We start from the raw sequence: 14,415 nt of genomic DNA on the forward strand, positions 1-14,415 counted from the left end.
TCGTCGTCCACCTCGTCGGCAGGGGCACATACTCGCCCATCGCCGTATTGTCTGTCATCTTCGTTGCCGCCGCACGGCGACGTGCCGTGTCATGCGCAAGGCTGACATTCTACGCCAAGCAGGCGACAGACTCAGCCCGAAACCCCGGGGTGCCCCGCTACCAGACCACCCAGCACACGTTCCATTGCCAGAGCGGGCATGGGACGGAAGAAATAGAACCCCTGAACCAAGTCGCAACGCATCTCCCGGACCAGTGCGAGCTGCTCACGATTCTCGACCCCCTCGGCCACGACCTCCAGGCCCAGGCGGTGGCCGATGAAGATCGCAGCCTCCATGATCGCGCGATCCTTGGGCTGATCCGGGGCATCCCGCACGAAGGCACGATCGATCTTGAGTGCCGTTACCGGAAAGTGCTTGAGATAACTCAGCGACGAGTAGCCGGTGCCGAAATCATCAATGGCGATGCGAAAGCCCAGGCCATGCAGCCTCCGTAAGCCTTCCAGGATACGGTCATCGGCCTCGATGAGCACATTCTCGGTGAGTTCCAACCCTATATCTTGAGGGCCCAGGCCATGGCGTGCCAGGCAATCCTCGAAGTGCTGAAAAACATCGGGCCGACTTATCTGCCGACCGGAGAAGTTGATATCGATGCGTCCGACGACCAATCCGGCCTCCCGCCACAGCACGCACTGTCGACAGGCGGTTTCCATGACCCAATCACCGAGACGATGGATCAGGTCAGAGCGTTCGGCGAGGGGAATGAACTCGGCCGGTGAGACCGGTGAACCCTCAGCCGGCTGCCAGCGCAGTAGCGCCTCGAGATTCTCGATACGCCCGCTCGCAGCAGAAACCTGCGGCTGGTAATGCAGAGAGAGCTCTCTGTTATCCAAAGCCTTCGTAAGCCGATCGACAAGGCGGTGCTGGTAGAGCAGTTGGTCATGGAGCTGCTGGTCGAAGAACCATACGCTACCGCGACCATCCAGCTTGGCCCGGTTCTTGGCCACGTCAGCGTTACGGATCAGCTCGCTGGCCGTTTTGCCGTTGTCCGGATAGAGGCTGATCCCCAGACAGGCCGTCACCTGATGCCGAGAACCATCCAACAGAAAAGGAGAGTGAAGAACCTCTTGAACCTTGTGAACCAGCTGCAAGAGCATTTCCTTGCGCTGACACATCGGGAAGGCGATGACGAATTCATCGCCGGAGAGCCGCGACATGATGTCTGACGCTTCCGTCACTCGATGCAGCCGCCGGGCCAACTCGACCAACAGCCGATCACCCTGTTCATAGCTTAGGGCGTCATTGATCGCCACGAAGTCGTCGATATCCAGATAGACCAGCATCATCCCGGCACTCTGTCGGCGACAATCGACGATGACCTCGTCCAGCTGCACCTCGAACGTCTGGCGATTGGGCAGACGCGTCAGGGCATCGAAACGCGTGGCAAAATCCAGCTCGCGATACGCCCGCTTCTGAGCCGAGAGATCCACGTCGACACAGAACATCAGGGGATTCTCGGTGTGTTCGCCAAGCATCACGTGATGAGAGAAGACCGAAACCGGCTCCCCACTCTTGTGCTGAAGCTCGAGCTCTTCCGCCGGGATGTTGACCCCTTCTCTCACCCAAGCCCGATGCGCCTGAATCACAGATTCACGCATGGACTCCGGGATAATCAACTCTTCCAGCGATTGGCCCTGCGCCTCCGCGGCGCCATAACCGTATAGCCGGGTGCTGGCCTCGTTCCAGTAGATCACACGGCGCTCGCGATCATAGCCCTGGACCGCCACTCTGGGCAGGCTCTCCAGTAGAGCTCGGAAGCGCTGTTCGCTCTCCAGATACTGACGGCGCAAGAGCTCAATATCGTCCTGAACACTATCGCTTTGAGCCTCTGACCATCTCGCCCTGAGCTGTTGCCACCGACGCGCTAGTTTATGACACCGCAAGATTAGCCAGCGTCGAAAAACGACATCGTAACCGCCCATCCACTTTTCCATCATCGAAAGATGCTGTTGCCTGCATCATGAAACCAGATGACGCCCTCGCACTATCTCGCTCACTTCATACTCAAGGCATACGCAGGAATTCATCTAAATGTCAGCCCGACTCAGCCTGGCGTTGTCATCTGGCGTCACGAACCGTGATCAAAATCAACGTAATACAACAATCTTTATACCTTTTTTGATATTTCGCTGCAGATATTCTCCTTTCCGAAGGTTGCCCGGACGATATCGGGCAATCTCGCCCCATATATCAATGGAGAAGATCTCAATGAAACTCGACACCCTCAAGCGTGGCTTCAATTCCAGCACCATACCCTCCGATCCGCTCGCCGACTACTGGTCGCCGACGATTCACCAAGCCCTGAACCAGCAGGACTGGAGCAAAACCGAGGTGCGTTCCCGAGTAGACCTCAAGGCTTGGCAGGCATTCACCGCCGACTTGCCCCGGGACCCCTATGTCAATCGTCGCTGGAAACGTATGTCCTGGCTGACGCTGGATGAACGTGACGACGTCGTCGATATGGGCCATTGCCCCATGGCTCAGGGCGGCACCTTTAATGATGCGGAGAGCATGGCAGACCGCCTGCGCTACTATGAGCCGCTGACGCCGGCGTTCATGGCCCGACCGGACGTGAAGGCCTTCGTGCGTGCCTGGGCGCGGCTCTGGGACCTGAAACCCAACGAACCTATCCTGATGCAGATAACCGGCGTTCGTGGAGAAGGCATGATCGATCCCCTGCAGGGACAGGGGATTCATGCCGACGGATGCAAGGCGCTGAGCATCCTGGTGTTAAGTCGCCACAATGTCGGCGGGGGCGATAACCACCTGTATGCCGACAAGGCGGGCACTTTCCCCGTGGCCGACACGACCCTCGCCCCGGGCGATATCCTCCACCTGCGTGATGACCGTCTCTTTCATAGCGTGGACGGTATCCACCAGGAAGATGCCGGCGCGCCCTTCGAGCGCTTCATCATCATCATCAACAGCCGCTTCGTGGATCCGTTTCAGAACCAAATCCTGCGTCGGCACTTTCCCGAGGCGGTGCTCAACGAGACCCGCTAAGATTCACCGCAAATCCCAAACGGGTCGGCGCCGGAGTTCGTCTCCGGCGCCTCTTCCCTAGATAAAAGCGCCAGTCAGGCGCTGCATGTCATGCCTGGCGCACAACGCAAAACGCCACGCCGAATGGCGTGGCGTTTCGGTCATCGACACGGCGTCTCAGGCGACGCGTGCCAACGACTCGGCAGGCCCGAAGAATTCATGATGGCGCCGGCTGGCCGCGACGCCGAGCGTTTCCAGCGCCACATCGACGCAGCGCATGAAGTCCGCCGGCCCCACCGTATAGTACTGCGCGTCACGCGGGGCGTAGTCCGCCAGCAGCGCGGCATCCACACGGCCAACGTGATCAGGGGAGTCCTCCGGGCGCGGTTGCGAATAGACGGTGGCCACTTGCAGCAACGCCGGAAACGCCTTGCGTAACTCCTCCAGCTCGTCGGCAAACGCACGCACCGCACCGTCGCGTGCCGCATGCAGGTAGACGACCCGGCGTCCTTCCTCGAGCGCCTGCCGTGCCAGCGGCAGCATCGGTGTCTGCCCCACGCCACCACTGATCAGCATCACCGGCGTGTCGCCTGCGGCCAGGGTCAAATGCCCCGCCGGCGGTAGCAGCTCCAGGGTGTCGCCCACCGCCAGGCGGTCATGAAAATGGCGACTGACCTGGCCACCCTCCTCGCGCTTGATGGAGATCCGATAGGTCCGACCATTGGGCGCCGCCGAGAGGCTGTAGTGGCGATGCACGGTGTCGCCGTCGATGGCCAGTTTGAGGCCAATATACTGTCCCGGGCGATGCTCAGCGACCGCACCGCCATCTACCGGCGCCAGCTCGAAGGAAGTGATGACGGCGCTCTCGGGATGCTTGGCGACAATGCGGAACTCACGGGTGCCGTCCCAACCACCAGGCTGGGTGGCGAAGTCGTGATAGCGACGTGCCTCCTTCTCGATCAGCAGCCCCGCCAGTTCCTCATAAAGCGCGCTCCAGGCATCGGCGACCTCCTCCGTTACTGCCTCGCCCAGTTCCTCGCCGATCGCCACCATCAGACATTCGCCGACGATGGGATAGTGCTCGGGACGAATGCCCAGCGAGACGTGCTTGTCGACGATGATACCCAGCACATCGTCGAGACGTTCAGGCTCGTGCCGCAGTTGTACATAGGCAACGACGGCGCCCGCCAGCGCGCGAGGCTGTCCACCGCTTTGCTGGTGCGCGGCGTTGAACAACGTCTTCACCTCGGGATAACGCGCAAACATCAACGGGTAAAAGCGCTTGGCGATGGCTTCGATGTGTTCGGCAACCACCGGTGTAGTGGCGGCGATTACGGACTCCTGGGCGGATGTCAGCATGATGTCTCCTCGCGATAGGCGTTCAAGTGTGTGCCCCTGCTATCGCAATCGGAGTGCCAACTCGGCTCATTTAGCCGTGTCCGCGACATTGTGCCACGCCAGTGCCTGTCGAGACCGCGTGGTTGCCGCGTTGCAGAAACTTCAGGGCGCAGCCCAGTAGACGACGAGCACTTGCCCTCGGCGTAATGACTGTCAAAATAACACCCACATCGCATGTCACTATGACAATTTGCTCGAAAGAGAATGTCCAAATGACAGTCTTCTTGCACACCCTGCGCGACCTACTCGCCGATCTCAGCGTCGGGCGTGGCAGCGACGCTCTGCCCGAGCGCTGGGCAAAGCTGCTCGCCGCGCTGGTCGGCGATTATCCCGCCGATGCCAGCACGTTGATGGTCGCTCACGACGACGGCCTGCAGCCCGTGGCCGTGCTAGGCCTAGACGACGAAGTCCGCGGACGCCGCTTTAGCCTGACCGCGCACCCGCGTCTAGCCGCAATCGCCGCGCATCCCGGCGTGTGCCGCTTCCCGCTAGATTCGCCGTTGCCCGATCCCTTCGATGGTCTGCTCGACGACACCTTGAGCCATGTGCATGACTGCATGGGCGTGGCCCTGCGCGATGGCGACCGACTGCTCGGCATGCTGACGCTGGATGCCCTGACGCCGGGTTGCCTGGCCACCGTCGATGATGACGAACTGTTGGCCGCGGCGGGCCTGTTGGCGACCTGCCTGCGTCTCGCACAGCAGCTCAGCGATACCCGTTCGCGCCTCAATCAGGCACTCGACCAGCACTTCACCGATCAGGACGCACCGCGTCACAGCACGCCCGATTGGCAGAGTCCTGCCATGCGGCGGTTGGAGGAAAGCCTCGCCCTGGTGGCGCCCACCGACATGAGCGTGCTGTTGCATGGCGAGACCGGGGTCGGCAAGGAGCGTATCGCCCGCCGCGTGCATGCGCTTTCCGCACGTCGCGAGGGGCCACTAGTACGCGTCAATTGCGCGGCCCTGCCCGAGTCGCTGATTGAAAGTGAACTCTTCGGCCATCGGCGCGGCGCGTTTTCCGGGGCCGTCCGCGATCATCGCGGCCATTTCGCCATGGCCCACGACGGCACGCTGATGCTCGACGAAATCGGTGAACTACCGTTGGCCATGCAGCCCAAGCTACTGCGCGTGCTGCAGGAAGGCGAGATTCAGCCGCTGGGAAGCGAAACCCCGCAGCGCGTCAACGTGCGCCTGGTCGCGGTCACCAATCGCGACCTGAGCCAGGAGGTCGCCGCCGGGCGCTTCCGCGAAGACCTCTACCACCGTCTGAGCGTCTTCCCCTTGCAGGCCCCGCCCCTGCGGGAGCGTCGCGAGGATGTGCCGCTGCTGGCCGGTGGCTTCCTGGAGGACAACCGCATTCGCCTGGGGCTCGCCAATCTGCGCCTCGACCTCGCGGCCGAACACGCCCTACTGTCCTGGCCGTGGCCAGGGAACATCCGCGAACTGGAGCATACCCTGGGACGTGCCGCGCTACGTGCCTTCGGAGACCAGTCTCCTGCAGGGCAGGACGCGCGTCGCAATGCCGTAGTCCGCATCGCCGCGCATCACTTGGAACTGCCGACAACGCCCGCCGACGACACCACTTCTTCCGAACCCACAGTACCCGAAACGCACCCCGCGCCCCCCGTGCCGCTACGCGAAGCCGTCGAGGACTTCCAGCGCCGGCATATCGCCCACGCACTGGAGGTACACGATGGCAACTGGGCCGCTACCGCGCGAACCTTGGGAACGGATAGCGGCAATCTGCACCGTCTGGGTAAACGCCTGGGGCTTAAACCTTAAGCATTACCGACTGGGCTGACCCCTTTACCTATAAAGCCCCGAATGTCGGGGCTTTATAGGTTACACATCACGCTTCCATCTTCGGCAAACGTCAGAACGGGATTTCGTCGTCGAAGTCATCGAAGTTGCCGGGGTTGGGAGCGCCGTAATTACCTTGCTGCCCACCCTGCTGGGGCGGCTGTTGCTGAGGTGCCTGCTGCTGCGGAGGCGGGCCACCCTGTGGCTGGCCGTAGCTGCCCTGCTGCGCCGCACCACCTTGCTGAGGCGCATTTTGCGAGGGCTGAGCATAGTCGCCGCCACCCTGGCCGCTACGCGAGTCGAGCATCTGCATGTCGTTGGCGACGATCTCGGTAGAGTACCGATCCTGGCCGTCCTGGCCCTGCCACTTGCGCGTCTGCAGGCGGCCCTCGACATAGATACGCGAGCCTTTCTTCACGTACTGCTGGGCGATTTCCGCCAGCTTGTTGAACATCACCACCGTGTGCCATTCCGTACGCTCCTGGCGCTGACCGCTCTGGCGGTCGGTCCAGGTATCGGTAGTGGCGATGCGTAGATTGCACACCGGATTGCCGGAAGGCAGAAAGCGGACTTCTGGATCCTGACCGAGATTGCCGATCAGGATGACCTTGTTCACGCCGCGCGCCATGTGAGTCTCCTTGAAATAGTCTCGCGCCCGTTATCAGGCGCTCTTGTGATCTCGCTGGGAGCCGAGGACGCGTTCCAGCGCCTCGGAATCCAGCCGCTGGCGGTCGACCTTGAGGTAGGCGACACGCTCGTCGGGCACCACCATGACATCCTCGACACCGGCCACGGCGGCAAAGCGATCCATCAGTGTATCCATCGTGCCCATCGAGCGCTCGTCCAGGGCGACGATCTCGCTCGAGAGATGGCGAGGGGCCGGCATCTTCCAGACAATCGCCAACCATACCGCACCCAGTAACGTCGCGCCCAGAAAGACCGCATCCAGGCCGAAATGTTGGGAGAGAAAGCCCCCGGCCGTTCCGCCCAGAAAGGCCCCCAGAAACTGACTGGTGGAGTACACGCCCATCGCCGTACCCTTGGCGCCCGCCGGGGCCAACTTACTGATCATCGACGGCAGCGTGGCCTCCAACAAGTTGAAGGCCACGAAGAAGCCCCAGAGCAGTGAGAACAACGCCCAGCGTCCATCGGAAAACTCCACCAGCCCCGCCAGGCACAGCGTTAGCCACGCCACGGCGCCGATGAAGACCGGTTTCATTTTGCGGTACTTTTCGGCCACGATCACCAGCGGCACCATGGCCACGAAGGCTAGCGCCATGATCGGCAGATATACCCAGCCGTGATGCGCCGGCGCAATGCCCAAGGCTTCCAGGCGAAAAGGCACAGCCACGAAGCAGGCGGTCAGAATAGCGTGCAGGGCGAAGATCGAGAAATCCAGGCGCAACAGATCACGCCGCACCAACATCGCGCGGAGCTGGGAGCGGTCGAGCCCTACATCGCGATGCGACACCAAGCGTGGTGCACGCGGCACCAAGCGCCACAGCACCAGCAGTCCTACCGCCGCGAGTACAGCCGTGAACCAAAATACACCGGCCAGACCGAAAGGGTCGGCGACCAAGGGGCCCACGACCATCGCCACGCCAAACGCGATGCCGATCGACAGCCCGATGGTCGCCATCGCCGCCGTACGCACCTCTTCACGGGTCTGATCGGCCAGCAGCGCCATAATCGCACCGGCGACCGCGCCGCTGCCTTGCAGGCAGCGCCCGACAATCACCCAGCCGATCGAAGTCGCCTGGGCGGCGACAACACTCCCTAGCAGAAACAACAAGAGTCCGATGCTGATGATGAGCTTGCGGCCGAACCGATCCGACAGCAGCCCGAAGGGGATTTGTAGAATCGCCTGTGTCAGGCCGTAACCGCCCAGCGCCATTCCCACCAGCAAGGGAGTCGCGCCATCCAGGTCCTCGGCATACAGCGCCAGAACCGGCAATACCATGAAAAGCCCGAGCATGCGCGTCGCATATAAGCTGGCGAGGCCGAAAATGGCACGCCGCTCGGTGTGAAGCAATGATGAAGACATGATTGAGTCGCGTCGTTGAAGAGAAGAAACGTTCGATACCGAAACCGGCCCGCGAGGCCTTGCCGCGGGGGCCGTGACGAACCAACACCCTCGGCGTCTCGCACGCGCGCAGCCACCGACCCAGCGCATTTTACCGACTGCCTGCCTGTCAAGGAAAGGACGCGCTTTGCTCGGACTCCACTGCACCCTCTATAATCGATCCTTTGACCGCGCCACCGCCACGGCGCAACCGGCACGAGGTGGGCATGGACAGAATTCTGGTCAGGGGTGCACGCACCCACAATTTGCAGAACATTGACGTCGAACTACCGCGCAACAAGCTGATCGTCGTTACCGGCTTGTCCGGTTCCGGCAAGTCATCGCTGGCCTTCGACACCCTCTACGCCGAGGGGCAGCGCCGCTATGTGGAGTCTCTCTCCACCTACGCCCGCCAATTCCTGTCGATGATGGAAAAGCCCGATGTCGACCACATCGAAGGGCTCTCGCCAGCGATTTCCATCGAGCAGAAATCGACGTCCCACAACCCACGCTCGACGGTCGGTACGATCACCGAGATTCACGATTACCTGCGCCTACTCTATGCCCGCGCGGGGACGCCACGCTGCCCCGACCACGACATCGATCTCGAAGCACAAACCGTCTCGCAAATGGTCGACCAGGCTTTGGCATTGCCCGAAGGCAGCAAGCTGATGCTGCTGGCGCCGGTCATTAGTGGCCGCAAGGGCGAGCACCAGCAACTACTGGCCGAGCTGCGCTCCCAAGGCTACGTTCGCGCCATGGTCGACGGTCAGGCCGTGGAACTCGACGAGCTTGGTCCGCTCGACAAGAACAAGAAACACGACATCAGCGTGGTGGTGGATCGTATCAAGGTACGCGATGGGCTAGCTCTGCGCCTGGCCGAGTCGTTTGAAACTGCGCTCGGCCTGTCCGACGGCATCGCCATCCTTCACGATATGGATGGCGCGCGCGACGACATCGTCTTTTCGGCACGCTTCGCTTGCCCGGTGTGCGGCTACTCTATCGCCGAGCTTGAGCCGCGGCTGTTCTCGTTCAACAACCCCGCTGGTGCTTGCCCGACCTGCGACGGCCTCGGTGTGCGGCAGTATTTCGATCCCGATAAGCTGATCAGCCATCCCGAGTTGTCGCTGGCCGAGGGCGCTATCAAGGGCTGGGATCGGCGTAGCGTGTATTACTTCAACCAGTTGCAGGCGGTCGCCGAGCACTATCGTTTCGCGCTGGAAACACCCTGGCAGGACCTTGCCCGACACGAGCGCGACGTGGTGTTGCACGGTAGCGGGCAGGATCAGATCGCTTTCAGCTATGTCAACGATCGAGGCCGCAAGGTCAAACGCGAACATGCCTTCGAGGGCGTCCTTCCCAACATGGAGCGGCGTTACCGTGAAACCGAGTCGAGCATGGTGCGCGAAGACCTCGCCAAGCATCTGGCGGTGCGGTCCTGCCCGTCCTGCCAAGGGACCCGGCTACGCAAGGAGGCCCGCCATGTGTATATTGACGGGCGTCCACTCCCCGAGGTCTCGCAACTGCCCATCGGCGAGGCTTGGCATTACTTCGTGGCGCTGGAACTGCCCGGACGCAAGGGTGAAATCGCCGCGAAGATCCTCCACGAGATCCACTCGCGCCTAGAATTCCTGGTCAATGTGGGGCTCGACTACCTGACATTGGAACGCAGCGCCGACACCCTCTCCGGCGGCGAGGCACAGCGCATTCGCCTGGCCAGCCAGATCGGCGCGGGGCTGGTCGGGGTCATGTACATCCTCGATGAACCGTCCATCGGTCTGCATCAGCGCGACAACGACCGGTTGCTTCAGACGCTCGAGCATCTTCGCGATCTTGGCAATACGGTCATCGTCGTCGAGCACGACGAGGAGGCGATCCGCGCGGCGGATCACGTGCTCGACATCGGCCCCGGCGCAGGTGTGCACGGCGGTCGTATCGTCGCCCAGGGTACCCCCGAGCAGATAACCCAATGCGAAGCTTCGCTGACCGGCCAGTACCTGTCGGATCGACGGCGCATTGAGATGCCCCCGTACCGTATCCCCGGCAATCCAGAGAAGATGCTGCGCCTCACCGGCGCTAACGGTAACAACCTACAGGACGTCACGCTCGAGCTGCCCCTGGGCCTTTTCGTCTGCGTGACGGGGGTGTCCGGCTCGGGTAAGTCGACGCTGATCAATTCGACACTGATGCCCGTCGCCACGCGCGAACTCAATCGCGCCACGAGCCTCACGCCCGCACCTTATCAGCACATCGAAGGGCTGGAGTTGCTCGACAAGGTCATCGACATCGATCAGAGCCCGATCGGGCGGACGCCGCGCTCCAATCCAGCTACCTATACCGGCATTTTCACACCGATTCGAGAGCTCTTTGCGGGCACTCAAGAGGCACGCTCGCGTGGCTACAAACCCGGGCGATTCAGTTTCAACGTCAAGGGCGGGCGCTGCGAAGCCTGCCAGGGCGAGGGGCTGATCAAGGTCGAGATGCACTTCCTGCCCGACATCTACGTCCCCTGCGACGTCTGCAAGGGCAAACGCTATAACCGCGAAACCCTGGAGATCCAGTACAAGGGAAAGAACATCCATGAGGTCCTGGAAATGACCATCGAGGAGGCGTTGGAGTTCTTCTCACCGGTCCCCGCTCTTGCACGGCGCTTGCAGACATTGATGGACGTTGGCCTGTCATACGTGCGCTTGGGGCAAAGCGCGACCACCCTTTCCGGCGGGGAAGCACAGCGCGTCAAGCTCGCCCGCGAGTTGGCCAAACGCGATACTGGCAAGACGCTCTACATTCTCGATGAACCCACTACCGGCCTGCATTTCGAGGATATCCGGCAATTATTGGGGGTGCTGCATCGCTTGCGCGATCACGGCAACACCATCGTGGTCATCGAGCACAATCTCGACGTAATCAAGACCGCCGACTGGCTCATCGATCTTGGCCCCGAGGGCGGCTCCGGCGGGGGACGCATCATCGCCGAGGGCACGCCGGAGCAAGTCGCCAAGATGGATGTCTCGCACACCGGGCGCTTCCTCGAGCCGATCCTGGCCAAGCGCACCTCCGCCAAAGCAACGCGTGACACGAGTACTGCCGCGACCTGAGCCGGATACCGACCCTCAACGACGCATAAAAAAGCCGGCCCCGAGGGGGCCGGCTTTATTGTGCCGAGATGGCGAAGCCTAACGAAGATTACTCTTCGGCGGCTTCCTCTACGACCGGACGGTCGACCAGCTCGACATAAGCCATCGGCGCATTGTCACCGGTGCGGAAACCGCACTTGAGAATACGCACATATCCGCCCGGGCGCTCGACGTAACGTGGGCCCAGCTCATTGAAGAGCTTACCGACCGTTTCTTTGGAACGGGTACGGTTGAAGGCCAGACGGCGGTTGGCGACGCTATCCTGCTTGGCCAGGGTGATCAGCGGCTCGACGTGACGCCGCAACTCCTTGGCCTTGGGCAGGGTAGTCTTGATGACTTCGTGCTCGACTAGCGACACACACATGTTCTTGAACATGGCATGGCGATGCGAGCTCGTACGATTGAGGTGACGACCACTCTTACGATGACGCATGGTTGAAATTCCTTACCAAACTGGGACTCGAGTCGGCGCTCACGCAGAGGCCTTGTCGTCCTTCAGGCTCGCCGGCGGCCAGTTTTCCAGCCGCATGCCGAGGGAAAGACCGCGCGCTGCCAGAACATCCTTGATCTCGTTCAAGGACTTCTTGCCGAGGTTCGGGGTCTTCAACAGCTCCACTTCGGTACGCTGAATCAGATCACCGATATAATAGATATTCTCGGCTTTCAAGCAGTTGGCGCTGCGAACGGTCAACTCGAGATCGTCTACGGGGCGCAGTAGAATCGGATCGATCTGATCCTCTTCTTCTTCGACTTCCTGTTCCTTGTCGGCTTCGAGGTCGACGAACGCGCCCAGCTGCTCTTGCAGGATGGTCGCGCTGCGGCGAATCGCCTCTTCCGGATCCAAGGTGCCGTCGGTTTCCAAGTCGATAATCAGCTTATCGAGATCGGTACGCTGCTCGACACGCGCGGCTTCAACGGAGTAAGACACACGACGCACCGGGCTGAAAGTCGCATCCAGCTGGAGGCGACCGATCGCACGCGATTCGTCTTCCTCGGAAGCACGGGTATCCGCTGGCTCATAGCCACGACCGCGAACCACCTTGAGCTCCATTTTCAGCTCGCCGCTGTCGTTGAGGTGCGCGATAACGTGATCCGGGTTGATGACGTCGACATCATGATCGACGGCGATATCGCCCGCGGTCACCACACTCGGGCCCTGCTTGCTCAGCGTCAGAACCACTTCGTCACGGCCATGCATCTTGATGGCGACGTCCTTGAGGTTCAGGAGAATTTCGATGACGTCTTCTTGGACGCCCTCGATGGCGCTGTACTCGTGTAGAACGCCTTCAATCTCCGCTTCCACAATGGCGCAACCGGGCATGGAAGACAGCAGGATGCGACGCAGAGCATTCCCCAGGGTATGGCCGAAACCACGCTCGAACGGCTCGAGCACGATCTTCGCATGATTCGCGTTGATCTCTTCGACCTTGATGTCGCGAGGACGGAGAAACTCTGTCACTGAACGCTGCATAAGAACACCTTTCAGGCTGCCAAACGGATACTCGGTACTCGAAACCAGGCCCTGGCATGGGGCCTGGCGGCATCACGCAGTGGCTGCATGATTACTTCGAGTACAGCTCGACGATCAGGTTTTCGTTGATGTCGGCAGACAGGTCGCCGCGTTCCGGGACAGCCTTGAAAGTGCCTTCCATCTTCTTGGAGTCGACGTCGATCCAAGTCACATCGCCACGGTTGGCGGCGATGCCCAGGGCGTTTTGAATACGCGCCTGGTTCTTGGACTTTTCACGGACGGACACCACGTCACCCGGCTTGACCTGATAGGAAGCCACGTTGACGCTACGGCCATTCACGGCGATTGCCTTGTGGCTGACCAACTGACGCGCTTCTGAGCGCGTGGAGCCGAAGCCCATACGGTAGACGACATTGTCCAGTCGGGATTCGAGAAGCTGCAACAACAACTCACCGGTCGCGCCCTTGAGGCGGGCCGCTTCCTTGTAGTAGTTGCGGAACTGCTTCTCGAGTACGCCATACATGCGGCGTACTTTCTGCTTCTCACGAAGCTGCAAGCCGTAGTCGGAAAGACGCTGACGGCGCTGGCCGTGGACACCCGGGATCTGCTCGGATTTGCACTTTTTCTCGAAGGGAGTAACACCGCTCTTTAGAAAGAGGTCGGTGCCTTCACGACGAGACAGTTTGCACTTCGGTCCAATATAACGTGCCATGAATCTGTCTCCTTAAACGCGGCGTTTCTTCGGCGGACGGCAGCCGTTATGGGGAACGGGCGTCGCGTCGGTAATGCTCTGCACGCGGAAACCCGCAGCATTGAGCGCACGCACGGCGGATTCACGGCCGGGACCGGGTCCCTTGACCAGCACGTCGACGTTTTTCACACCATACTCGGCTGCAGCGGTCGCTGCACGTTCGCTTGCCACTTGAGCAGCGAACGGGGTGCTCTTACGAGAACCACGAAAACCCGAACCACCGGCAGTCGCCCAAGAAAGGGCATTGCCCTGGCGGTCTGTGATCGTCACGATCGTGTTGTTAAAAGAGGCATGGATGTGGGCAACCGCATCCACTACCTGCTTTTTCACCTTTTTACGGTTACTACGCGGGTTAGCCATGTTGATGTCTATTCCTGTCTTAACGCCAGAACGTGCGTTTTATTTGCGAATCGGCTTACGCGGTCCCTTACGGGTACGCGCATTGGTCTTGGTACGCTGACCACGCAGCGGAAGACCACGACGATGACGCAGACCACGATAGCAACCCAAGTCCATGAGACGCTTGATGTTAAGCGTCGTATCACGGCGAAGATCGCCTTCAACGGTATACTTGCCGACTTCGTTGCGCAGGACATCCACCTCTTCGGCGGACAGTTCCTGAACTTTCGTCGTCGGTGCGATGCCGGTAGCGACGCAGATTTCCTGCGCACGTGTACGGCCAATCCCGAAGATGTAGGTCAGCGAGATCGCCGCATGCTTATTGTCCGGGATATTGACGCCTGCAATACGGGCCATCA

Annotated in this window: 12 protein-coding genes; 3 read left to right on the forward strand and 9 right to left on the reverse strand. The window is 61.0% G+C overall.

Going from position 1 to position 14,415, the window contains the following annotated elements; translation table 11 throughout:
- Nucleotides 1–131: 131 nt before the first annotated feature.
- A complete protein-coding gene (locus LUN51_RS14180; RefSeq protein WP_431355580.1) occupies nt 132–1,979 on the reverse strand; it encodes a putative bifunctional diguanylate cyclase/phosphodiesterase in 1,848 nt (615 codons plus the stop codon).
- Between the two features lie 286 nt (nt 1,980–2,265).
- Between LUN51_RS14180 and LUN51_RS14185 the strand changes: the two genes are divergently transcribed.
- Nucleotides 2,266–3,060, forward strand: coding sequence for a 2OG-Fe dioxygenase family protein (locus LUN51_RS14185; protein WP_040239360.1), 795 nt, complete (start codon nt 2,266–2,268; stop codon nt 3,058–3,060).
- A gap of 156 nt (nt 3,061–3,216) precedes the next feature.
- Here LUN51_RS14185 and hmpA read toward each other — a convergent pair whose 3' ends face one another.
- Nucleotides 3,217–4,398: an NO-inducible flavohemoprotein gene (hmpA, locus tag LUN51_RS14190; protein WP_277811766.1), complete on the reverse strand. Its 1,182-nt coding sequence runs from the start codon at nt 4,396–4,398 to the stop codon at nt 3,217–3,219.
- Between the two features lie 251 nt (nt 4,399–4,649).
- On the opposite strand from hmpA, the gene norR reads away from it, so the two are divergent.
- Nucleotides 4,650–6,218 carry a nitric oxide reductase transcriptional regulator NorR gene (gene norR, locus LUN51_RS14195; RefSeq protein WP_277811767.1) on the forward strand — a complete coding sequence of 523 codons (1,569 nt, stop codon included), beginning with the start codon at nt 4,650–4,652 and terminating at the stop codon, nt 6,216–6,218.
- A gap of 91 nt (nt 6,219–6,309) precedes the next feature.
- Here norR and ssb read toward each other — a convergent pair whose 3' ends face one another.
- Both ssb and LUN51_RS14205 read right to left on the reverse strand, forming a co-directional pair.
- Nucleotides 6,310–6,864 (reverse strand): single-stranded DNA-binding protein, encoded by a 555-nt coding sequence (gene ssb / locus LUN51_RS14200; protein WP_075369404.1) that lies wholly within the window; start codon nt 6,862–6,864, stop codon nt 6,310–6,312.
- Nucleotides 6,865–6,897: 33 nt separating this feature from the next.
- Complete coding sequence (locus tag LUN51_RS14205) at nt 6,898–8,280, reverse strand: MFS transporter (RefSeq protein ID WP_277811768.1); 1,383 nt, start codon at nt 8,278–8,280, stop codon at nt 6,898–6,900.
- 245 nt (nt 8,281–8,525) lie between these two features.
- Here LUN51_RS14205 and uvrA point away from each other — a divergent pair, with 245 nt between their 5' ends.
- A complete protein-coding gene (gene uvrA, locus LUN51_RS14210) occupies nt 8,526–11,396 on the forward strand; it encodes an excinuclease ABC subunit UvrA (protein WP_277811769.1) in 2,871 nt (956 codons plus the stop codon).
- Nucleotides 11,397–11,484: 88 nt separating this feature from the next.
- Here the strand turns inward: uvrA and rplQ are convergent, their stop codons facing one another.
- The 5 genes from rplQ to rpsM all read right to left on the reverse strand — a co-directional run bounded on the left by rplQ (nt 11,485) and on the right by rpsM (nt 14,413).
- Nucleotides 11,485–11,868 carry a 50S ribosomal protein L17 gene (gene rplQ / locus LUN51_RS14215; protein ID WP_040239371.1) on the reverse strand — a complete coding sequence of 128 codons (384 nt, stop codon included), beginning with the start codon at nt 11,866–11,868 and terminating at the stop codon, nt 11,485–11,487.
- A 39-nt stretch (nt 11,869–11,907) separates the two neighbouring features.
- A complete protein-coding gene (locus LUN51_RS14220; RefSeq protein ID WP_040239374.1) occupies nt 11,908–12,906 on the reverse strand; it encodes a DNA-directed RNA polymerase subunit alpha in 999 nt (332 codons plus the stop codon).
- A 91-nt stretch (nt 12,907–12,997) separates the two neighbouring features.
- Nucleotides 12,998–13,618, reverse strand: coding sequence for a 30S ribosomal protein S4 (gene rpsD / locus LUN51_RS14225; RefSeq protein ID WP_040239375.1), 621 nt, complete (start codon nt 13,616–13,618; stop codon nt 12,998–13,000).
- 12 nt (nt 13,619–13,630) lie between these two features.
- The gene (gene rpsK, locus LUN51_RS14230; RefSeq protein ID WP_011505752.1) at nt 13,631–14,017 is read right to left on the reverse strand and encodes a 30S ribosomal protein S11; all 387 of its coding nucleotides are present in this window, start codon (nt 14,015–14,017) and stop codon (nt 13,631–13,633) included.
- 39 nt (nt 14,018–14,056) lie between these two features.
- Nucleotides 14,057–14,413, reverse strand: a complete 357-nt coding sequence (rpsM, locus tag LUN51_RS14235; RefSeq protein WP_075369408.1) for a 30S ribosomal protein S13 — start codon at nt 14,411–14,413, stop codon at nt 14,057–14,059.
- Between the last annotated feature and the right edge of the window lie 2 nt (nt 14,414–14,415).

Origin of the sequence: Chromohalobacter canadensis, from assembly GCF_029544075.1 — a bacterium.
In the GTDB taxonomy this organism is placed as follows: domain Bacteria; phylum Pseudomonadota; class Gammaproteobacteria; order Pseudomonadales; family Halomonadaceae; genus Chromohalobacter; species Chromohalobacter canadensis_A.